General features: G+C 53.6%; 19 protein-coding genes. 8 read left to right on the top strand and 11 right to left on the bottom strand.

The annotated features are described in order from the left end of the window. Positions 1–2: 2 nt before the first annotated feature. Positions 3–539, top strand: coding sequence for a redoxin domain-containing protein (locus PHE17_RS02325; RefSeq protein WP_301014199.1), 537 nt, complete (start codon positions 3–5; stop codon positions 537–539). Here PHE17_RS02325 and PHE17_RS02320 read toward each other — a convergent pair. The 3 genes from PHE17_RS02320 to PHE17_RS02310 are packed head-to-tail and all read right to left on the bottom strand — an operon-like array spanning position 536 to position 2,858. After that, the gene (locus tag PHE17_RS02320) at positions 536–1,237 is read right to left on the bottom strand and encodes a sulfite exporter TauE/SafE family protein (RefSeq protein WP_301014198.1); all 702 of its coding nucleotides are present in this window, start codon (positions 1,235–1,237) and stop codon (positions 536–538) included. The two genes, PHE17_RS02325 and PHE17_RS02320, sit on opposite strands and share 4 nt — an antisense overlap. After that, positions 1,237–1,563: a heat shock protein HspQ gene (gene hspQ / locus PHE17_RS02315; protein ID WP_301014197.1), complete on the bottom strand. Its 327-nt coding sequence runs from the start codon at positions 1,561–1,563 to the stop codon at positions 1,237–1,239. The genes PHE17_RS02320 and hspQ overlap by 1 nt, the downstream gene beginning before the upstream one ends. A gap of 56 nt (positions 1,564–1,619) precedes the next feature. Continuing rightward, positions 1,620–2,858: a multifunctional CCA addition/repair protein gene (locus tag PHE17_RS02310; RefSeq protein WP_363320059.1), complete on the bottom strand. Its 1,239-nt coding sequence runs from the start codon at positions 2,856–2,858 to the stop codon at positions 1,620–1,622. Between the two features lie 214 nt (positions 2,859–3,072). Here PHE17_RS02310 and PHE17_RS02305 point away from each other — a divergent pair, with 214 nt between their 5' ends. The 5 genes from PHE17_RS02305 (at position 3,073) to PHE17_RS02285 (ending at position 9,235) form a co-directional block, all read left to right on the top strand. After that, positions 3,073–4,344: an FAD/NAD(P)-binding oxidoreductase gene (locus PHE17_RS02305; RefSeq protein ID WP_301014195.1), complete on the top strand. Its 1,272-nt coding sequence runs from the start codon at positions 3,073–3,075 to the stop codon at positions 4,342–4,344. A 77-nt stretch (positions 4,345–4,421) separates the two neighbouring features. Continuing rightward, positions 4,422–5,252 carry a carboxylating nicotinate-nucleotide diphosphorylase gene (nadC, locus tag PHE17_RS02300; RefSeq protein WP_301014194.1) on the top strand — a complete coding sequence of 277 codons (831 nt, stop codon included), beginning with the start codon at positions 4,422–4,424 and terminating at the stop codon, positions 5,250–5,252. A 404-nt stretch (positions 5,253–5,656) separates the two neighbouring features. Further along, on the top strand, positions 5,657–7,693 hold the full coding sequence (locus PHE17_RS02295) for a primosomal protein N' (RefSeq protein ID WP_301014193.1): 2,037 nt from the start codon (positions 5,657–5,659) through the stop codon (positions 7,691–7,693). Positions 7,694–7,801: 108 nt separating this feature from the next. After that, positions 7,802–8,482, top strand: a complete 681-nt coding sequence (locus tag PHE17_RS02290; protein WP_301014192.1) for an SPOR domain-containing protein — start codon at positions 7,802–7,804, stop codon at positions 8,480–8,482. Between the two features lie 42 nt (positions 8,483–8,524). Beyond that, on the top strand, positions 8,525–9,235 hold the full coding sequence (locus PHE17_RS02285) for a Bax inhibitor-1 family protein (RefSeq protein WP_301014191.1): 711 nt from the start codon (positions 8,525–8,527) through the stop codon (positions 9,233–9,235). Here the strand turns inward: PHE17_RS02285 and PHE17_RS02280 are convergent. After that, positions 9,155–10,681 (bottom strand): S1C family serine protease, encoded by a 1,527-nt coding sequence (locus PHE17_RS02280; RefSeq protein WP_301014190.1) that lies wholly within the window; start codon positions 10,679–10,681, stop codon positions 9,155–9,157. The two genes, PHE17_RS02285 and PHE17_RS02280, sit on opposite strands and share 81 nt — an antisense overlap. A gap of 121 nt (positions 10,682–10,802) precedes the next feature. On the opposite strand from PHE17_RS02280, the gene PHE17_RS02275 reads away from it, so the two are divergent. Both PHE17_RS02275 and PHE17_RS02270 read left to right on the top strand, forming a co-directional pair. Next, positions 10,803–11,636 carry a symmetrical bis(5'-nucleosyl)-tetraphosphatase gene (locus PHE17_RS02275; RefSeq protein ID WP_301014189.1) on the top strand — a complete coding sequence of 278 codons (834 nt, stop codon included), beginning with the start codon at positions 10,803–10,805 and terminating at the stop codon, positions 11,634–11,636. Next, positions 11,629–12,120, top strand: coding sequence for a hypothetical protein (locus PHE17_RS02270; protein ID WP_301014188.1), 492 nt, complete (start codon positions 11,629–11,631; stop codon positions 12,118–12,120). Before PHE17_RS02275 ends, PHE17_RS02270 begins: the two co-directional genes overlap by 8 nt. On the opposite strand, the gene PHE17_RS02265 is transcribed toward PHE17_RS02270, so the two are convergent. From PHE17_RS02265 to PHE17_RS02235, 7 genes are all read right to left on the bottom strand, one after another. Further along, on the bottom strand, positions 12,100–12,618 hold the full coding sequence (locus PHE17_RS02265) for a chemotaxis protein CheW (protein WP_301014187.1): 519 nt from the start codon (positions 12,616–12,618) through the stop codon (positions 12,100–12,102). The genes PHE17_RS02270 and PHE17_RS02265 overlap by 21 nt on opposite strands. Next, positions 12,615–15,881: a response regulator gene (locus PHE17_RS02260; RefSeq protein ID WP_301014186.1), complete on the bottom strand. Its 3,267-nt coding sequence runs from the start codon at positions 15,879–15,881 to the stop codon at positions 12,615–12,617. The genes PHE17_RS02265 and PHE17_RS02260 overlap by 4 nt, the downstream gene beginning before the upstream one ends. A gap of 86 nt (positions 15,882–15,967) precedes the next feature. Beyond that, positions 15,968–17,767, bottom strand: coding sequence for a hypothetical protein (locus PHE17_RS02255; protein WP_301014185.1), 1,800 nt, complete (start codon positions 17,765–17,767; stop codon positions 15,968–15,970). A gap of 13 nt (positions 17,768–17,780) precedes the next feature. Next, positions 17,781–18,908, bottom strand: a complete 1,128-nt coding sequence (locus PHE17_RS02250) for a methyl-accepting chemotaxis protein (RefSeq protein WP_301014184.1) — start codon at positions 18,906–18,908, stop codon at positions 17,781–17,783. After that, positions 18,905–19,438, bottom strand: a complete 534-nt coding sequence (locus PHE17_RS02245) for a chemotaxis protein CheW (RefSeq protein ID WP_301014183.1) — start codon at positions 19,436–19,438, stop codon at positions 18,905–18,907. Before PHE17_RS02245 ends, PHE17_RS02250 begins: the two co-directional genes overlap by 4 nt. Then, positions 19,422–19,817 (bottom strand): response regulator, encoded by a 396-nt coding sequence (locus PHE17_RS02240; protein WP_301014182.1) that lies wholly within the window; start codon positions 19,815–19,817, stop codon positions 19,422–19,424. Before PHE17_RS02240 ends, PHE17_RS02245 begins: the two co-directional genes overlap by 17 nt. Before the next feature lie 6 nt (positions 19,818–19,823). Then, positions 19,824–20,267, bottom strand: coding sequence for a response regulator (locus PHE17_RS02235; protein ID WP_363320056.1), 444 nt, complete (start codon positions 20,265–20,267; stop codon positions 19,824–19,826). Positions 20,268–20,422 lie beyond the last annotated feature (155 nt).

Here is a 20,422-nt window from a genome sequence, read left to right as displayed (position 1 = left end):
GTATGAAAAAATACATATTGGGGAACACAGAACCGACAAAGCAGCGGCGTTGGGTACGTTGGTTGCTTGAGTTAGCGGTTTTTGCCGTCATCATTTTCGGCCTCCGTGCGTGGCAACACCGTGGGATGTTGGATGGCGATGCGCCAGATTTTGAGCGCATAGCGACAAATGGGACAAGCATCCACCTTCAGGCATACCGGGGCAAGCCTGTGTTGCTGCACTTCTGGGCTGATTGGTGTCCGATGTGCGCAATGGAGCAGGGGGCCATTTCAGCCATTGCCAAAGACCATGCGGTGATCACCGTCGCATTCCCGCCGGATGGGGAGGAAGACATTCCCCATTACATGGCTCGCAAGCAGATTACGGATTGGGTAACGATTGTCGATGCCGATGGGAAACTAGCCCAACAGTACGGTGTACATGGCGTACCTGCCAATTACATCATCGACAAAAACGGGAAAATCAGTTTCAGCGAGGTAGGAATATCATCAGGCTGGGGCTTACGTATCCGTTTATGGCTGGCGGAATTGCTGGCTTAAATCCCGGCGAACGCCCGCCACAGCAGCAACAATCCCAAGGCCACCACCAACAGGCCAGCCACCTGTTTAACCGTTGGGTTGCGGGTGAAACGCGCCAACCGCGCCGCTGCTGCCCCCATCAATAACAGGTTGGGCAGCGTCCCCAAGCCAAACGCCAGCATCAGCAATGCACCTTTGGCAACACTACCCGCCGATAATGTCCAGATCAGTACGCTGTAAACCAAGCCACACGGCAACCAGCCCCATACAAATCCTAGCGGCAGGGCTTTCGCGGGGGAATCGACCGGCATGAAACGCCGCCCCAGCGGTTCGATGCGCCGCCACAATACCCGCCCGGCATTTTCGACTTTCGCAACCCCTTGCCAGATGCCTGCCAGATACAGCCCCAAGGCCACCATGAACAATGCGGCAAAGATTTGCAGGAAATGGCGGAAGTTTTCCACCCCACCCAATGCGAGAAACGCCGCACCCAGCCCACCGACTAAGCCGCCCGCGAGCATGTAACCCCCGATGCGCCCTGTGTTATAGGCCAGCAACATAGGCAGCAAACTGCCGACATTGTTGCGTTGTGCCGGGGGAAGGCTGAACGTCAGGGCGCTCACAATGCCACCGCACATGCCCAAACAATGCACACCGCCCAACAGCCCCACCAGAAACGCGGCAAGGTATTCAGAACCGGCAAGTAAATTCCAGTCCATCAGTTCAGCGTCTGCCGTACTTGGTAGTGGTCGCCATTGAACCCAGTGAAAAAGTTTTCAATTAACGGATGTTCGACCGGCTCCACAGATTTATCAGCTTCCAGATTGCGTTCAGCCACGTAAGCCACACGCCCATCTTGGTCAATCAACACGTGATACCACGGCTCATCTTTGCTCGGATTACCGACGCTTACATTTTTCTGGAACCATTCATCAGTTCCCTGAAACGCCGCATCCACGTCAAAAATAACGCCACGATAGTTAAACAGGCGGTGATGAATAACCTGACCCAAGCCAAAGGAGGCAATTTTTTCGTCAGTAGTCATGATCAACCCTCTCAATCAAATAATCTATTCGTTACCCTTACAAGCTCAATATGCGGCTACTCGCCGCCAATATCAAGATGGCGTTGCATTTCACGGATGGCGTGAACTCGGCGGCTATGGAGCTGTTCACGGATTTGCACGCCCTGAAAGCCCGCTTGTACCACGGCTTTGACATCCACTTGCTGGCAGGCAGCGAGCATTTGCCGGAAAATATCAGCCTGCGGGTAAACCCTGTCCTCAAAGCCCAACCGCCCACGTGCATCGGCCTCGCACGCCAATAGTATCTGGGCAAAACGTTCCGGCTTGCGGAAAGCATCGGTGGATTCCAGCACATTCAAAAAAGTCTGGGGGCGTAACTCCAACGCTTTATGGATACGACCGTGTTGTTCCGCTACGTGTTCCGCCAGTTCGCGGAAACGGGTGGGAATTTTCAGGCGTTCACACAATTGCGTCACCAATTGGCGGCTCAGCGCTTCATGCCCATGATGGCTGGGGAGTATCTCGGCAGGTGTTAAGCCCTTGCCAAGGTCGTGGGTCAGGGCGGCGAAACGCACTTCCGGCGCGTCACTTAACAGCACCGCTTGGCGCAACACCAACAACGTGTGGATGCCGCAATCAATTTCCGGGTGATGTTGGCTAGGCTGGGGCACGCCAAACAGCCGGTCGATTTCGGGGAACAGCACTTTCAACGCGCCACATTCGCGCAAGACTTCAAAGAAACGTTCAGGAGCGGGTTCAGCCAGCGCCCGCACGGTTTCCTGCCAGACCCGTTCAGGAACGAGGGCATCAACTTCACCCGCCGCGACCATGGTTTGCATCAAATGTTGGGTTTCATCCGCCACCCGAAAACCGAGCGGAGCAAAGCGGGCAGCAAAACGCGCCACACGCAGGATACGCACCGGGTCTTCGGCAAATGCGGGGGAAACATGGCGTAATAACCTGTCCTGTAAGTCGCTTTGACCGCCGTAGGGGTCGATGAGATTACCGTTTTCGTCTTGCGCCATCGCATTGATGGTCAGGTCGCGGCGGGCAAGGTCTTCTGCCAGCGTAACATCCGGCGCGGCGTGGAACTGGAAGCCGTGGTAGCCCTTGGCGGTTTTGCGTTCCGTGCGTGCCAAGGCGTATTCCTCACCCGTTTGGGGGTGCAGGAACACAGGAAAGTCGCTGCCCACGGGTTTAAAGCCTTGTTGTAATAGGTTTTCTGGTGTTGCGCCAGTCACTACCCAGTCACGGTCTTTTAAGGGAATGCCCAAAAGACGGTCACGCACCGCACCGCCAACCAGCCAAGATTCGATTTTTTTCATACGCCGTCATATTATGTTACCAGCTTGAAGCATACCACTCCGAAGATATATTAGAAAACTCTAATTTATTGATAAACAAGGCGAAGATTGACGATTGAGGCAATTTGTGGTGTGATGCAAGGTAATTGGGAGAGGTCGTTCAAAATGCTTTAGTCAAGAAAAAGCAAACCACACGTTTAAAACTTTTAGTTAGGAGTTCGCGCTAATGGCTCATGTTGTAATTCTGGGTGCCGGGACCGGAGGAATGCCCGCCGCATACGAAATGAAAGAAATGCTCGGTAAAGGGCATGAAGTCACCGTTATCAATGAACGTGACTATTTTCAGTTTGTACCATCGAATCCGTGGGTTGCAGTGGGTTGGCGTACTCGCGCTGACATTACTTTCCCGATTGAAAAATACCTGAACAAGAAAGGCATCAATTTCATCGCCGCGCGTTGCGACAAAATTGACGCCGCAGGCAGCACCCTGCACTTGGACAACGGTCAAGAAGTCAAATACGACTACCTCGTTATTGCCACTGGCCCGAAACTGTTCTTCCAAGAAGTGGAAGGCGCTGGCCCGCACGGTGGTCACACGAACTCCGTCTGTGACGTAGGCCATGCTGAAATCGCTTATGGCAACTACCAGAAATTGCTGGAAAAAGGTTCCGGTCACATCATCGTTGGGGCAATGCCATTTGCTAGCTGCTTCGGTCCTGCTTACGAATTCGCTTTCATCGTTGACGCCGACATGCGTAAACGCGGTGTGCGCAACAAATTCAAGATGACTTACGTGTCTTCCGAACCGTACATCGGTCACTTGGGTCTGGGTGGCGTGGGTGACTCCAAAGGTATGTTGGAATCCGAACTGCGCAACCACCACATGCAATGGATTACCAATGCCAAAACCACCAAGGTTGAAGCAGGTAAGATGTTCGTCACCGAACTGACCAGCAAAGGCGAAGTGGAAAAAGAACACGAAATCGCGTTCGATTTCGCCATGATGCTGCCAGCGTTCAAAGGTGTGGATGCTGTTGCTGCTGTTGAAGGTCTGTGCAACCCACGTGGTTTCGTTATCGTTGACGAACTGCACCGCAACCCGAAATACAAAAACATCTATGCGGCTGGTGTTTGTATCGCCATCCCGCCAGTTGAAGCCACCCCTGTACCAACAGGTGCGCCGAAAACAGGCTACATGATCGAATCCATGGTTACGTCACTGGTTCACAACATCGCTGACGAACTGAATGGTAAAGAACCATCCACTACCGGCACATGGAACGCTATCTGCTTGGCGGACATGGGCGACACAGGTGCGGCATTCGTGGCACTGCCACAAATCCCACCACGTAACGTGGCTTGGTTCAAGAAAGGCAAATGGGTACACATGGCGAAGATCGCGTTCGAGAAATACTTCATCCGTAAGATGAAGAAAGGCAGTTCCGAACCGTTCTACGAAAAGTCCATTTTAAAGATGATGGGCATTACCCGTATCTAATGAACTGACGAGGAGTCAGGGGCAAGTTGATGGGAGGTGTAACAGCCTCCCATTTTTATTTTTAGGGCGTGAGAAAAATGAACTTACCAAACGATATTCAAACAACCGTTGCCCGCGCCTTGGCGGAAGATATTGGCACGGGTGATGTCACCGCAGGGCTGATTCCTGCCGATAAACAAGCGACAGCAACAGTCATTTCCCGCGAAGCCGCTACCTTGTGCGGGGTGGCGTGGTTTAATGAAGTGTTTCACCAACTTGACCCCTCTGTGCAGATTGAATGGCAGTATCAGGATGGCGATAAGGTGGAAGGCAATGCCCTGCTGTGTACCTTGCGCGGCAGTGCACGTTCGATCTTGAGCGGGGAACGGGCGGCGCTGAATTTCCTGCAAACCCTGTCAGCCACCGCCACCGCTACACGCCGTTATGTAGATTTGGTGGCGCACACGCAATGCCGGATTCTGGATACGCGCAAAACCTTGCCCGGTTTACGCACTGCACAGAAATACGCAGTGTTGTGTGGTGGCGGCAGCAATCACCGCATCGGCCTCTACGACCGCGTGCTAATCAAGGAAAACCACATCATGGCGGCGGGGTCGATTACGGCAGCCATCCAGCAAGCACGTCAGTTACACCCCGGTATTCTGGTTGAGGTGGAAACCGAAAACTTGCAGGAATTGGCGGAAGCCACCGCAGCGGTGGCCGACATCATTATGCTGGACGAATACGATCTGGACACAATGCGCGAAGCCGTGCGGGTAACAGCGGGCAAAATTCCGTTGGAAGCATCCGGTGGAGTTAGCCCTGAAACCATCGCAGCGATTGCGGAAACGGGGGTGGATTTCGTTTCGGTGGGCAGTATTACCAAGCATGTACGGGCGGTGGATTTGTCGATGCGGTTTCAGGCATAGCCAAGCGGGTGCATACAATATGCCCTAACTAACTGCCATCCAAGGCTTGACAATCGCCTAAAAAGCCCGGTTTATCTGGGCTTTTTTACGAGTTGTCCACACATTAATCAGCAATTCATAATCCCATCATACTTGTCAAGAAAAGAACCGAACAATAATCTATCTTATTGAATTCAATAACGAAAAATGTGTTGTTTATTTTTTAACCAAAGTGGAAAAAGGCTTATCTGGCAAGGCTCAGAAGCAGATGTCCGCAGTTCTTCCACAGAGTTATCCACAGATATTGTGAATAACCCCACAACCCCTCACAGAAACAAGCAGTTGCCGCCTTTTCCAAGGTTACGCCTCAAAAACCCGGTAAAACTCGTACAGCAGGGCATGGGCAATTCCGTTAAACTTGACGCATGAACCAGACCCGCAACATCGTACACGTCGCTATTCCCCGCCCCTTACACACCCTGCTGAGTTACACCGTCGAGGAAGGCCAGCAACCTGTGCTTGGCGGGCGTGTTACTGTCCCTTTGGGGAAGCAGCATAGCGTCGGGCTGGTGTTGGGCACGGAAACCCAAGCTGACGATACCGACAACGGTTTTACCCTGAAACCACTGCTGGCAGTGTTGGACGACATCGCCCTGCCTGACCCGCACTTGCTGGAATTGCTGCAATGGGCAGCGAATTACTACCACTACCCCGTCGGTGAGGCGATTTTTGCCGCGCTGCCCGTAACCTTACGCAAAGCTAAGCCCCTTACCAGCCGGATGCAAAAGCTGCTCAAATCAGCCCCCCCGGTAGGAGCTTGCCCCGCAAGCGATTCCCCCAAGCACGGATTATCACTCACCCCCGAACAGCAACATTGCCTAACCGCCATCCAACAATGGAATGCAAAACCCTCCCCGCGCCCTGTGCTCTTACACGGCATCACTGGCAGCGGCAAAACCGAAATCTACCTACGCCTGATCGAGCCATTATTGGCAACAGGCAAACAAGCGCTGGTGATCGTGCCAGAAATCGGCCTGACCCCGCAGTTGCAAGCGCGTTTCACCCATTTCTTTGCGGACACTGCTATCGTTTGCCTGCATTCCGGTATGAACGACGGGGAACGCCTCAAAGCATGGCTACAGGCACGCAGCGGGCAAGCGCGGATCATCATTGGCACACGTTCCGCCATTTTCACCCCTGCCCCACAGCTCGGCCTGATCATTATTGATGAGGAACACGATGCCTCGCTGAAACAGCAGGAAGCCTTCCGCTACCACGGGCGTGACCTTGCCATCAAACGCGCCCGGATGCTCGACATCCCGGTGCTGCTCGGCAGTGCCACCCCCTCGCTGGAATCGCTTTATAATGTGCAAGCAGGGCGCTACCACTATCACCGCCTCGACCAACGCCCCGGCAGTGCGCGTCCACCTGCCTTGCAATTGCAAGACACGCGCCCGTTTGACCTGCAAGCCGGGCTGACACCTGCTAGCCTGCAAGCCATCCGCCAAACATTGGCACGCGGCGAACAGGCGATGGTGTTCCTCAATCGCCGTGGGTTTGCCCCAGCGCTGTATTGTCCTTCTTGCGGTTGGCAAGCCAGTTGCCACCATTGCAGCGTCAACATGACGTGGCACGCCCGCCGCAATAAACTGGTTTGCCACCATTGCGGGGTCGAACACCCCACCCCCAGCCATTGCCCCAACTGCAAAAATCCCCAGCTCACCACCCAAGGGCAAGGCACAGAACGCTTGGAACTGGTTTTGCAAACCCTCTTCACGGATGCGCTGGTGGTGCGCATTGACCGCGACAGCACCAGCCGCAAAGGGGAATTGGAAGAAAAGCTCACCACCGTGCGCACCAACGAGCCATTGATTCTGGTCGGGACGCAAATGCTGGCGAAAGGGCATGACTTCCCCAACCTCACCTTAGTCGTCATCGTGGATATTGACCAATCGCTGCTCAGCACCGATTACCGCGCTATGGAACGCCTTGGGCAATTGCTGGTACAGGTAGCAGGCCGCGCTGGGCGGGCAGAAAAACCGGGGCACGTCATCCTGCAAACTAGCCAGCCGGAACACCCCTTGCTGCACCAACTGATTGGGCAAGGTTACACCGCCTTTGCCCGCCAACTGCTGGAAGACCGCAAACGTTGGGATTTTCCGCCCTATGGCTACCAAGCCCTGCTGCGAGCCAGCGCCAACAGCATGGAAAAAGCCCTGCAATTACTGGAACACATCAGCCAACGGCTAGCCGCCACCGGACAAGACATCCGGCGTTTAGGGCCTGTTCCCGCTCCGCTGGAAAAACGCGCCAACCGTTACCGCGCCCAATTGCTGCTGGGCAGCAAACAGCGGGCGGCACTGCATAATGCCTTGCACACCTTACTGACAGATGGGGTAAAATTACCGGGCGCGTCGGCGGTACATTGGTCTATCGACATTGACCCACTGGATTTCAGCTAAAACAAACTCCATGTATCACTGAAAATTCGCCACATAACTTATTAATATGCATATTTTTCCTGTCTTTTCGCTATAATCCGGGAAAGCCGGAAATTTGGGATCACCGCAATGACTAAAGACTTTAAACAACAAGCGGCCTCCGACAGCGCTTTCAGCCAATACGGAATGGGCTGGATGTTGGGTGGCGTTGCCATTGGCCTGCTGGTCGGGCTGGCACTGTATGCTTTGAACGGCAAAAATGGCACAACAACATCCACCACCGCACAGACAAGCACACCGCCTATCCAAGTAATGAATGCGGGCGTGGCACAAAGCAGTGTGCCAGCAAATAATCCAGCCCTGAATACCGCCCCAGCAAACCAGTCATCCCCAGAAGAAATGCCGGGTTTCAGCTACCACGCAGTTTTGCCACAGTTGGAAGTCAACGTGCCGATGACCGCTGTGCAACCCACCGCACCAGCCGGGGCAACAAAAGATAGCAAAGCCACCAAAGCGCCAGTCACTGCCAAAACGGATGAAAAACCAGCCGACAAGAAAGAGCCGCTAGCAGCGGTAGCTAAAGGTGTGAATGGTTTCCAGCTTGGTTCCTACAAAACCCAAGCACAAGCCAGCACACTTCAGGGACGTTTGAAAAAGGGTGGCCTCAACGCCCGCATAGAACCAGCCCAAGTCAATGGCGGGACAGTATTCCGGGTGCGTCTCGGCCCCGCAACCAGCCAAGAGATGCTGGACAAATGGCAACAAACCTTATCTGGCATGGGAATTAGCCCCATGGCTGTACGTATGTAATCATAATAAGCAACTCACCAAAGTTATCTCTAGGAGTAAAACATGGCACAACTTGACATCCATTCCGGCACATTAGTTGCCGATGCCAGCGAAACTGAACGCGCTGATTTCATCCGCCGCACCTACCTGCACTTGGGTGGCGCTATCATGGCCTTCGTCGGTGTCGAAAGCCTGCTGATCCAGTCCGGTGTTGCGGAATCTTTCGTCCACCTGCTGCAAGGCAGCAAATGGATGTGGCTGATCGTAATGGGAATGTTCATGGGCGTTTCCTACATCGCCAACAACTGGGCGCATTCCGCCATTTCCAAGGAAATGCAGTATGCAGGTTTGGGGTTGTTTGTGGTGGCAGAAGCCATTGTGTTCATGCCGCTGATTTACATCGCCTTGCGCTATGCCCCCGACATCCTTGGGCACGCGGCACTGCTGACCCTGTTACTGGCGGCTGGCATCACTTTCACCGCGTTTAGTACCCGTAAGAACTTCTCATTCCTTGGGCCGATCCTGAACATCGGTGGTTTAGTTGCCATCGGCGTGATTGCTGCCAGCATCCTGTTCGGCTTTACGCTGGGACTGGTGTTCTCCGGCATCATGGTTGTGTTTGCAGCGGCATCCGTCCTGTACAGCACCTCCAACATCATCCATGAATACCATACTGAGCAACACGTTGCTGCGTCACTGTCGCTGTTCTCCAGCGTTGGTCTGATGTTCTGGTATATCTTGCAGTTCTTGATGAGCCTGAGCGGTAACGACTGAGAAACCCTCGACATCTTTGGAATGGTCTTGCTGGATGCGGTACTTCTCCAGCAAGGCTTTATCCCCGCTCTCAGCCAGTAGGCGGTCAATCGTATAGCGATAGCCCCCACCATCTTCCAACTCAATAAACTGTCCATCGCCAGCTTTTACTAGCCGATAAAATTCTTCAAATGTGTCAAACCGTTGCCCATTGACCATTTCGATACTGGTATCTGATATATCATGGAAACCTTGGTTGTCGGGAGTAGCCAATACCTGAGCAATGGCGACATCATCTTTTTTATTTTTATGCTTACTTAAGTCGTACTCTGCACGGGTCAAACAACCAATTTCGAATGTTTTCGCCACAAACACAAACCCGCCGTAGATAAAATAACGCGGAGCCTGATCGTAGATATAATTGGTCTTATCCATTTCATCCAGCAACAGTTTAACGTTAAGCGGTTTTCCATCCCTCACAATATCAAGCGACAACGTATCTCCCACTTGATGCAGGTCAACATAGTGCAGGAAATCGATGGTTCCACCAGATGCCATCGGTGCAGTACCATCATCCCCTATTGGCAGGCCATCAATATGCGTAATAACATCGTTCACCTTCAGGGCTTCTTCTGCTTTGGTATTCGCACAAACACGGTACAGCAGCACACCCGTTTGATCTTCCGGTAATTTGTACTTCTTTTTCAACGTTGGACTAAGCAAATACTCCGTTCTCACGGATAAGGCAGGAAAGCCATCGTATTTACCGTCAGCCATATCCTGCAAGAAGCGTTTGATCAACGTGACCGGGATAATGTAACCGATGCTTTCACCTTCTGTACTGGTCTGTGTAGCAATCCCAACCACCTTGCCGTCAGCAAGAGCCGGGCCACCGCTGTTCCCCGCGTTAATGGCAGCATCCACCTGAATCATTTGGTAAGGCAAAGCACTGTGACTATAAGTCAGGTATTCGATACGGGACACAATACCACGGGTCGTGCTCAAGCTATCACCACCCACCGGATAACCAGACACCATAATATCTTGATGGATACTGGGCAGATCCCCCAAGGGTAATGCCTTCACCTTATCGAAAAAGGTTTTATCCTTTACCGTCAGAATGGCGATGTCCAATTCATGAGACACAGCCACCACCTCTGCCTGATAACGTTTGGGATTCCCGTTTTGTTGGATTTCCATGAAAATGGCATCAGCCACCACATGGGCATTCGTCAATATCCGCTTACCTTCAATGACAAAACCAGAACCGCCAATAGAAATATTATCGGAATTCCACGGTGATGAAGAGGAAACCGATTCTTGGGTGACATACACCTTAACAATGGAGTCCTCCAACACCTGCGATGCAGAACGTGCTGCGGCTTGAGCCGCATAAAACAGGAATAGCACCAACAAAACACCTAAGCAGGCAATAACAATTCGGGTAAAACGGGATGCAGTAGGCATAAACAACACTCGAACAGGGGCTTGCGCAAATTATACCCTATAAAATAACAGCTTTGCGCAGGATTACACACTAAGTCACATCCTGTAAGCTTCAGCCCTTCACTTAGGTTGGAAAGACACTATGGCTACCTACGCAATCGGCGACTTACAAGGCTGCTACGAACCCCTCATGCGGCTGCTGGATAAACTCCGCTTCGACCCCGCCGCTGACACACTCTGGTTAGCAGGCGATTTAGTCAACCGGGGTAAACATTCACTCGAAACCTTACGCTTCGTGCGCTCACTCGGTAACGCAGCAGTAGCCGTTTTAGGCAACCACGACATCAGCCTGTTGGCAGCATTCCACGGCATACGCAAACCGCACAAAAGCCTCAAACCGCTGACGGAAGCACCGGATTACCCCGAACTGATCCAGTGGCTTGCCCAACGCCCGATTATGCACACCGACCCCATGCTCGGTTATGCCCTCTGCCATGCCGGTATTCCACCGCAATGGGATTTAGCAACCGCGCAACGGTGCGCCCGTGAAGTGGAGCAGATGTTTACCAGCCCCTTGGTCGCCACTTGGTTGCCCCTCGTGTATGGCGACCAACCCGACGTTTGGGATGCCCTGCTGCCAACCATCGACCGCCAGCGTTACATCCTCAATGCCTTCACCCGGATGCGTTATTGCCGTCCCGACGGCAGCTTGGACTTCGATGCCAAAGGCCATCCACGAGAGTATGCGCAAACTGCCAGCAAAAAGATGAAACTTATTCCGTGGTTCTTGCATCCAAACAGAAAGCCCTTGGGCGTGACGGTTCTGTTTGGACATTGGTCAACCTTGGGTTATTATTCTGAAAATCAGGTCATTGCGCTGGATACGGGCTGTGTATGGGGCGGTCAGCTCAGCGCCATCAGAATAGATACTAATAATCCAAAACCACTCTACGTGGAATGTACCGACTATGGCTGACAAAAAAGAAACTACATTACCGAACAACTACGCCGGAACCATCAAGGTAACGGTACGCGAGCGTGACTATTACGTCCACATTTCCGCACCGATGCCAATGATGCCGCTGGACGATCTAGAAAAAGCACTCAAACACAACCGCGAAATACTCAAAAACAGTCAAGAAAAGATGCGCGAAATGTTCCTGCTGGAAGCCTTCGAGTACGCCGCCCCATGGGCAGTGAACTACGAAAGCCCCACGCAAGACGCCATCCAAGCACACATCAACATCAATATGCTGGTTCCGCTGATCAACCTGAAAGGTGGCATGGTCGGTTTCGAGAAACCGGACACACTCAACGTGCAGGCACGGCTGGAATTGATGCGCAATACTGCCGAGAAAACCGTGTTCATGGAACGCCACATGAACCAGCCCAACAGCGTCAATACGGCTTTTGCGGTGTCGCTGATCCTGCTGCTGCTGTTATCCCTCACCCTCATCTGATACCGGCTGCGCTTGCTCAGTGGTCAGTTGCAAAATTTCCGCAACCACCGCTTCAATCGCAGGCATATCGGGGATAAAGCACAGCAGGTGGGAAGCCCGTACTTGCCGCGCCACATACGGGCAGCGCTGCTCGTTGCCACTGTGGTCGTCACGCAAGGTATCGGGTTGAATTTCCAGCGTATTCAAACTGCCCTGCACCCGCAAAGCAATGAACGGCAAGCCAGACATTGGCGACAGTGTGTGCAGGATCAGGCACTTACCCTCGCCCGCATTGCCTTCTTCCTCCAACATGCACAAGGATTCCAGTGACACCACCGGAATCTGGCGGTTACGCCAATGCAACCAGCCCTCCACCCCCGGATGCGCCGAAGGGCTTAAGGTTTCCCCATCCACCAACTCCGCCATCAGGTTCAAGGGCAAAATCAGGCTCGCTTTTTGCAAACGCACGATCAGGCATTTGATCGCGGGTAATGTCCCGTTTTTTACATCGTTACTCATGCTGAAATGCGCTCCCCATCATTCACATGCCCACTTGCCAGCACGCTTTCCAAGGTACTGAGCAAGATTTCGTTCTGGTAAGGTTTGCCGAGGAAACCCGTTGCCCCCAAAGCCACGGCGTGCTCGCGGTGCTTTTGCGCAGTACGGGAACTGATCATCACCACCGGCAAATGTTGCCACTGCGGGTCACGACGCAGATGCCCCAGCAATTCAAAGCCATCCATGCGCGGCATTTCTATGTCCAGCAACACCACATCGGGCAGGAATTCGCCGATTTGCTCCAAGGCATCCATGCCGTCTTTGGCTGTGGACACGGCATATTCTTGGGTATTGAGGAATTTTTCAGTCACACGCCGCACCGTAATAGAATCATCCACCACCAAAATGCGTGCAGGCCCCGTATGGCTGACTGCGGTGGAAAGTGCCGTTTCCGCCGCTTTTTCCGTGACGGGCTGATCAACCACACCCACGCGCCGTGCCAATTCCGCCATATCCGGCACAAGGAAAACGCTGCCATCCGGGGCAACCGTGGCTGCCGAATACAAGCGGCAATCTTTGAACAACACGCCTAAAGGTTGCAACACCACTTCGCGCCGCCCTTGGATGTGCCCGATCACCCATGCCACCGCTTGCTCATGCAGTTTGAAGAATACCACCGGGAACATTTCATCCACTGGGAAGGTCGGCATCCCACCCGCGCCGAGCACTTCTGCCAATTGACGTGCCCGGTAAAACTGCCCAGCGAATTCCAGTTGTTCACCTTCAGTTTCCAACACTTTCTGAAGGTCTGCCCCCGACAGCCGCGCCAAACCTTGGATACCGCTCAGCGGCAAGGCAAATACTTGCCCTTCCACCTCAACCAGCAGTACCGGGTTCACAATCAGCGTAAACGGCAGGCGCATACTGAATTCCGCCCCCTGTCCCGCCCGCGACGCGATCTGCAAACTGCCACCCAAGGCTTTGAGTTCGGAATACACAACATCCATGCCGATGCCGCGCCCAGCGATTTGGCTGATAGTTTTTGCGGTACTAAAGCCGGGGCGCAAGATAAGCCGATCCAATTCGTTATCCGGCAAGCTTTCAGCGGAAGCAATCAAGCCCAGTTCCAAACCACGTTCGCGTACCTGCTGCCTATCCAAGCCTTGCCCATCGTCGCGGAAACGGATCACGATTTCCGCATCATCGCGGCTGACGCTCAGGGTAATGCGGCCTGTCGGCGGTTTGCCTTGGCGCTCGCGCTCTTCCGGCAGTTCGATCCCGTGGGAAATGGCATTGCGGATCAAGTGTTCCAGCGGCGCAGTCATGTGCTGCAAGAGGTTGCGGTCAAGCTCACACTCCTCGCCTTGCACTTCCAGCGTCACCTGTTTGCCCAATTCGGCGGCGACTTGGCGGGTCAAACGGCGCAAGCGTGGAACCAGCATGGTCAGCGCCACCAGCCGGGTATCCAACAAATCCTGCTGAATCTGGCGGGTGGTACGCATGTCTTCCTGCAATAATTGCTCGCCCTTGCGTAACTGGTTGGAAAGGTCGGACTCAAGGTTCACCAAGTCGCTCAGGCTTTCTGCCAATGAACGGGAAATGCGCTGGATTTCCGCGTACTGATCCATTTCCAGCGCATCAAATTCGCCGCCACTACTATGCACCACGCTGTTGGCAGAACGGGAACTGCGCCCGTCGTGGATTTGCGCTTCAGATTCCAACTCCAGTGCCCGAACTTGCTGGCGTAAGCGGGCAACCGTGCGGATCAGCTCATCAACATCAATGCCCATGCCGTTGAAATGTTCCGACAAGCGCACTTGCTGGACATTAAGCCCTACCACGCGGTCAATCAGGTTATCGACGAACACCGCAGGCAAACGGATAGTTTCGTGATTGCCCGTTGACGCGGCAGGCTCAGCCGCCGTTTGCGGGGAAGCATCCGAGCGTGACGCAATACCCAATACGCTGATGTCGGGCAAACTGTCGGCTTGTTCTGCCAATACCCGCTCCAGCAAGCTCTTGGATGCACTTTGCCCTGCGTGTAATTTCACCCAGTTATCAGCCAACGCAGGGCTAGTTTCAATCAATGCAGTATCTTGCGGCGCTTCTGCTGGCAATACATCTGTTGCCGTATCGCTAGCGGGGGTAACATCTACAACAGGTGAGCTTTCAGGGGTATGGCGGGCTTGCTCTGCCAGCGTGTGCAGCTTGTCGACCGCTTGTTGCAGGGCTTCCAACGCCGCCGGACTGGCTTCAGCGTGACGCGGCAACGCAGACAATAAGCTTTCGGCTTCGTGGCTGACATCTGCCAGTGCGGACAGTTGCGCCATCCGCGCACCGCCTTTCAGGGTGTGGAATTCGCGTTCCAGTTCGCGGATGATTTCTTGATCCGCTGGATTTTCCTGCAAATGGTGTAGGTTCTGGTCAAGAGCATGAAGCTGTTCGGGGAATTCCTCCCAGAATAATTGCCAGACTAAGCGGGTATCGGCTTCCTGTTCAGCCTGATCTTCCAGCGAAAAATCTTCTGCCGTCATCAACGGCGCTGGCTGCGTTTCCTCTTCAAGCACAAAAGGCTCTAGGTCAGGCAGTTCATCCTCGTCTTCAATCACAAAAGGCGGGGGTTCTGGCTCAGGCGTTGCCAGCACTTCCTCGTCTTCAAGCACAAAAGGCTCTAGGTCAGGCAGTTCATCCTCGTCTTCAATCACAAAAGGCGCAGGTTCTGGCTCGGGCGTTGCCAGCACTTCCTCTTCTTCGAGCACAAAAGGTTCTAGGTCAGGCAGTTCATCCTCGTCTTCAATCACAAAAGGCGCAGGTTCTGGCTCGGGCGCTGCCAGCACTTCCTCTTCTTCCATATCCATAATGAAAGGTTCTGGTTCTGCTACGGATGGGGCTTCTTCCCCAGCAATGACCGCCGCAACGGCTGCCACCGCCGTATCCACCCGTGCATCTTTTTGCTGCGCCGTCTGGAAAAATACCTGCCGTTCCTGCAACTCTTGGATGGCGGAATCCAGCACTGCCGAAACCCGGTTATCTGCCACTAAGCGCCCTGACAACACCTGATTCAGCAAATCCTCATGCGCCCAGCCAAAATCACCCAAAGCGAATGCGCCCGCCATGCGCCCACTGCCCTTGAGGGTATGAAAAGCGCGGCGGATTTCAGTCAGCAGGCCACGGTCTTGCCGATCCTTGTTCCATTGCTGGTAAAGGTCGGCGAGGGTTTGGGTGATTTCCGCAACTTCTTCGGTGAATATCTCAAAGATTTCATCCCCCAGTGCTTCACGCAAACCGGGGGATTCAGGAACGGCAGGGGCAGGGATAGGTGCGGGTGTTTCGTGTTCGTCTTCAGAAAAACTGACTAGCTCAAAGTCGTCTAGCTCGGGTTCCGCAGGCGCTGATAAAGTGTTGAAACTGAAACTTGTCTCGCTTTTTTTTTTGCCTCAGCGTCAGATGCAATTTCATCCAAATTGATGTCGCCGAGCAAATCCAACTCGCTGTACCCATCAAGCTCGCGTAGCTTACCGTAAGCGGTCGGCAACAGGGCAAAGTAATCCTCACCCTGCAATTTGGCGGAAATGGAGGCTTCAAACAAGGTTAATACATCAGCAAAAACTGCCAGTTCTTCGGGTGAAGGCTGACGTTGGCGAGCCAATAAATCTTCACGCAAATAGGTTAGCGCGGTATTAACCATCGGCAGCAATTCTTGCTCATCCATGACATGAAGTGCGCCGCTGATATTTTCCAGCGATGCCACCACTTCTTCCAGATAGACGAATGCCCAACCTTCTTTGTAGAAGGAAACCACCCGCGTCTGCGCTTTGTTCAGTTCCGTTTGCGCGGTACGCAACAAACTGCGGGCGCTGGCAGGGTCTTGCCCTTCATGTTCCGCATTGAAAACCGCATCTGTGATGTCTTCGCCGCTGTGCGCGTACTCGTCCAACACCTTTTCCAAGCGCACGTAATGTGTGCTGGTATGCAACAAGTCATCAAGGTTTTGCACCTCGTGCCGCGCTGCCTTGCCTTGCAAGGTTTCCCCTAAGGAACGGGTCAAGTCGGCTGCTTGCCCCAGACCAATCATGCCTAAAGTATCGGCAAGGCGTGAGGAACGTTCCGCCAATTTGATCAACAATTCCGGCTGGCGCTCTTCGTCTTGCATCGCCTCCAAGGTGCTTTGCAAACCTTTCAGTTCATCAATGACCGAATTGGCAACCGCACGCCACAAATCACGTCCCGGCGTGGAATAATGTTGACGTAGTTCTACTAGCGTTTCGCCCTGCGGCAAATACATATCCAGATTGTAGGCAGCCTTTACCTTGTCGGTAATTTCCGCGCCGGATTCTGCCAAGCCGATGTAGTACAGCAGGTTTTTCAGCAATTCATTGGGTAAGGTACGGTCATACGCCGCTTCACCCAACTCACCGAAGCGGCGGATTTCACGCTCCATACGCCCCAACAGCATCTTGATGGCAACACTTTGTTCCAAACGCCCCTGTTCCAACGCTTCGGAAAGACCAGAAGTAATCCACCACAAAGCCCGCAAACGCCGCGCTTGGCTAAGCACCAGCATATTGGTAGCTACCTTATTGGTGGCCTGTAACATGCGTTGCGGCTGTTCATCACGGAACCAGCCCAGCAAGGCTTTTTGGAAATAGAAACGCAGCTTGGTGCTGACTTGTTGCAAGCGTTCCGGGGTCAGGTTGATGTATTCATCCGTACCGATCTGGGCATTGTCCGCGTGCGCATCTTCTGGCAGGAATACCAGATGTTCGGAAAGCAATTCTGCATCCCGTGCCGCCCGCAGATTATTCAGGGTAGGCAATACCACCACCGGCAAATCGGCATAACCATCCTGCAAATGCTTCAGGTATTCGGAGAGTTGTAGCAAGCCTTCGGCGGTCGCATCCTGTGCGGCCTTAACATTGCTGACTTTGTGTTGGATTAAGGCATCCAGCACCGAGACGAGTTCCCGCCCCAGCATATTAGCACCTTGCGCCCCCAAGACATCCAGCACGCCCCAAATCTGGCGGCAGGCTTCCCGGCATGTGCCCAGTTCACCACCGTCTGCTGACTGGGTATATTGCGCGAACAATTGCCGGGCCTGTTCTATGGCCTGCTCCAAATCGCCAATGATCCAGCCAAGACGGCTTGCCAAACTTGATTTATCCGAAATCATATTTCACCTGTCATTATCTTTTTTCTTCTGCCAGATTGAAGCCCGCAATGGCTGCACGCAAATCCATTGCCGTTGCATTCAGGTTTGCCACGAGTGTCCGGGTTTCCTGACTGTATTGTGCTGTTTGCAAAGTCGCTTCCTGAATGGCATTCATTGTCGAGCTGACCTGCCCTGCCATGTCCGTTTGCTTACCTGCGGCATCTGAAATGTTACCGATCAGGCGAACCATCCCGATGGTTACATTTTCCACTTCATCCAGTGCATCCCCTGCGGAACCTGCATTGCGTGCACCATCCACCACTTTCGCCGTGGTCTCTTCCATTGACGCCATGACTTCGTGCGTATCCGCCTGCATGGTGCGGATCAACACATCAATCTTGCGCGATGCCCCTGCCGCCTGTTGCGCCAGTTGCTGCATCTCATCCGCCAAGCGCCTAAAGCCGCTGCTGCCCCCCGCCGACGTATTGGAAGTCGTCTGGATGGAAGCATTCAATGCCAAAATATTGGTCTGTTCAGCGATTTCATTCATCAGGCGCACAATGTCGCCCACTTCCTGTGAACTTTCCCCCAAGCGTTTCAAGCGTTTGGAAGTGGCCTGTATTTGCTCACGGATCGCCACCATGTCTTCAATCGTGGCACGCACTGTCCGCGCCCCAGCCTGTGAAATTTCCTGCGACTTGCGTGCCACTTCCGCCGAACTGGAAGCATTGCGTGACACCTTCTGGATGGATTGCGTCATGGTAGCAATCGCCGAAGTTGCCACCGCAATATCCCGCGCTTGGCGGGTGCTGGCATCCGCTAACTGGTTGACGCGCCCATCCGCGCCTTGGGCAAAATGCGTCAGGCGGTTGGAGGTTGAATCCATGCGTACTACCAAGGTGCGTAACGCATCCACTGCGTAATTCACCGCATCCGCAATCGCGCCCGTAATGTCTTCCGTCACCGTTGCCCGCATCGACAAATCGCCATTGGCGAGGGAACCCATCTCATCCAGCAAACGCATGATCGCTTTTTGCTGTTGGCGGCTATCCCCGGCGGACTGCAAACGTACCTGACGTTTCAGGCGAAACAGGAAAAACCCCAGTATCAATACAAGCAGCAACAACGCCCCCGCCGACATCTGCCAAACAAACAGGCTCATACCCGAACCTCCCCATTTTCCAATGCCCCGACCAGCTTGCCCGCATCCAGTACTGCCACAGTTTCACCCTCTAGGGACAACCACTGACGCACGTATTGCAACCATGCCCCCGAGAAAGCATCCGGCACACCCGCCTCTACCGTATCCGACCAAATATGCCGCACACCATCAAAGGCACTGACCTGCAAACCAAACCACTCCTGCTTACCGCGCATCACAAACACGCGGGAAGAAGCCGTCGGCGCTTTGATTTCCCCCAACAACAAACCGGCAACATCCACCAACGTCACCAACTGCGCCCGGAAGTAAGCAATACCCCGAACCCAAGCAGGCACACCGTGGGCAACCGCCACCGACGTAGGCGTCATGACCTCTTCAACTTGTTCACAAGGAATCAGGCACACCAACTTGCCAACCTGTACGCGGAAACCCGACCACTCCTGCAACTCCAAGTCGCTGCGCTGGCGGGAACGGCGCTTCTTTTCGCGCAATAAAGCCAGACCAGCCAGCAATTCATACGGACTTGCCATGACCACCCGCCTTAGGCACAAACTGCGCCACCGTTTCCAGCAACAACTGGGTTGCCACGGGCTTGACCAGATAAGCCTTTGCCCCTTGGCGCATTCCCCACAAGCGGTCTGTTTCGGCAGATTTGGAGCTGCATACGATGATAGGGATGTGGGCTGTTTCTGGGGAACGGGTCAGTTCGCGGGTCGCCTGAAAACCATTGACCAAAGGCATCACAACATCCATCAGGATTACATCCGGCTTCCGCGCCTTGGCGACTTGAATCCCTTCCTGACCATTACAGGCCACACTGACCTGATACCCGTTTTTCTCCAGTAATACAGTGAACATTCGGGTTTCGGCCAGCGAGTCGTCAATGATCAGCACATGCGGTGCGGCCATACGCTGTTATCCTTCCGGCTGGGTGGCGGGTGTTGCTTCCAGCTTGACGTGCGTCTTGATGGCAGACAGCAAATCCTGCTTGGTGAAGGGCTTGGTAAGGTATTTGTCAGACCCCGCCAAGCGCCCACGAGCCATGTCGAAAATGCTGTCCTTACTGGACAACATGATCACTGGAATATCGCGGTATTGGCGGTTTGCCTTGATGAGCGCACAGGTCTGATAACCATCGAGGCGCGGCATCATGACATCGACGAAAATGACATCTGGCTTAAACGAAGCGATTTTCGCCAATGACTCAAACCCGTCGCTGGCTGTTACCACCCAGCAACCTTGTTCACCCAGAAGGACTTCCGCAGTACGTTGGATGGTCTTACTGTCATCCACGACGACAACTTTCAGGCCAGTCAGGTCAAGCTCGGACACATTAGTTTGGGAATCGGACGTATTCACACTGATAGCTCGTTGTTTTTTTAATTATTTCAGCCTGACCGGGCTATCCGGCAAGACTGTTCTTATAAAAGGTGTGGAAGCCGCGATAAGAAGCCCTCCAGAACACTTTTTTATCTTTTTGACAGTTTACTGAAATGCCCGGAATATCCAAAGCC

It is taken from the genome of Thiothrix sp. (assembly GCF_028714775.1).
GTDB lineage: Bacteria > Pseudomonadota > Gammaproteobacteria > Thiotrichales > Thiotrichaceae > Thiothrix.
Note: the sequence above shows the minus strand (reverse complement) of the source record. Positions and strands in the feature narration are given on the sequence as shown.

Excerpts from the sequence above, each read along its gene's own strand:
- PHE17_RS02325 (WP_301014199.1), top strand. The coding sequence starts at position 3 with ATGAAAAAATACATATTGGGGAACACAGAACCGACAAAGCAGCGGCGT.
- PHE17_RS02320 (WP_301014198.1), bottom strand. The coding sequence starts at position 1,237 with ATGGACTGGAATTTACTTGCCGGTTCTGAATACCTTGCCGCGTTTCTG.
- hspQ (WP_301014197.1), bottom strand. The coding sequence starts at position 1,563 with ATGACTACTGACGAAAAAATTGCCTCCTTTGGCTTGGGTCAGGTTATT.
- PHE17_RS02305 (WP_301014195.1), top strand. The coding sequence starts at position 3,073 with ATGGCTCATGTTGTAATTCTGGGTGCCGGGACCGGAGGAATGCCCGCC.
- nadC (WP_301014194.1), top strand. The coding sequence starts at position 4,422 with ATGAACTTACCAAACGATATTCAAACAACCGTTGCCCGCGCCTTGGCG.
- PHE17_RS02295 (WP_301014193.1), top strand. The coding sequence starts at position 5,657 with ATGAACCAGACCCGCAACATCGTACACGTCGCTATTCCCCGCCCCTTA.
- PHE17_RS02290 (WP_301014192.1), top strand. The coding sequence starts at position 7,802 with ATGACTAAAGACTTTAAACAACAAGCGGCCTCCGACAGCGCTTTCAGC.
- PHE17_RS02285 (WP_301014191.1), top strand. The coding sequence starts at position 8,525 with ATGGCACAACTTGACATCCATTCCGGCACATTAGTTGCCGATGCCAGC.
- PHE17_RS02280 (WP_301014190.1), bottom strand. The coding sequence starts at position 10,681 with ATGCCTACTGCATCCCGTTTTACCCGAATTGTTATTGCCTGCTTAGGT.
- PHE17_RS02275 (WP_301014189.1), top strand. The coding sequence starts at position 10,803 with ATGGCTACCTACGCAATCGGCGACTTACAAGGCTGCTACGAACCCCTC.
- PHE17_RS02270 (WP_301014188.1), top strand. The coding sequence starts at position 11,629 with ATGGCTGACAAAAAAGAAACTACATTACCGAACAACTACGCCGGAACC.
- PHE17_RS02265 (WP_301014187.1), bottom strand. The coding sequence starts at position 12,618 with ATGAGTAACGATGTAAAAAACGGGACATTACCCGCGATCAAATGCCTG.
- PHE17_RS02255 (WP_301014185.1), bottom strand. The coding sequence starts at position 17,767 with ATGATTTCGGATAAATCAAGTTTGGCAAGCCGTCTTGGCTGGATCATT.
- PHE17_RS02250 (WP_301014184.1), bottom strand. The coding sequence starts at position 18,908 with ATGAGCCTGTTTGTTTGGCAGATGTCGGCGGGGGCGTTGTTGCTGCTT.
- PHE17_RS02245 (WP_301014183.1), bottom strand. The coding sequence starts at position 19,438 with ATGGCAAGTCCGTATGAATTGCTGGCTGGTCTGGCTTTATTGCGCGAA.
- PHE17_RS02240 (WP_301014182.1), bottom strand. The coding sequence starts at position 19,817 with ATGGCCGCACCGCATGTGCTGATCATTGACGACTCGCTGGCCGAAACC.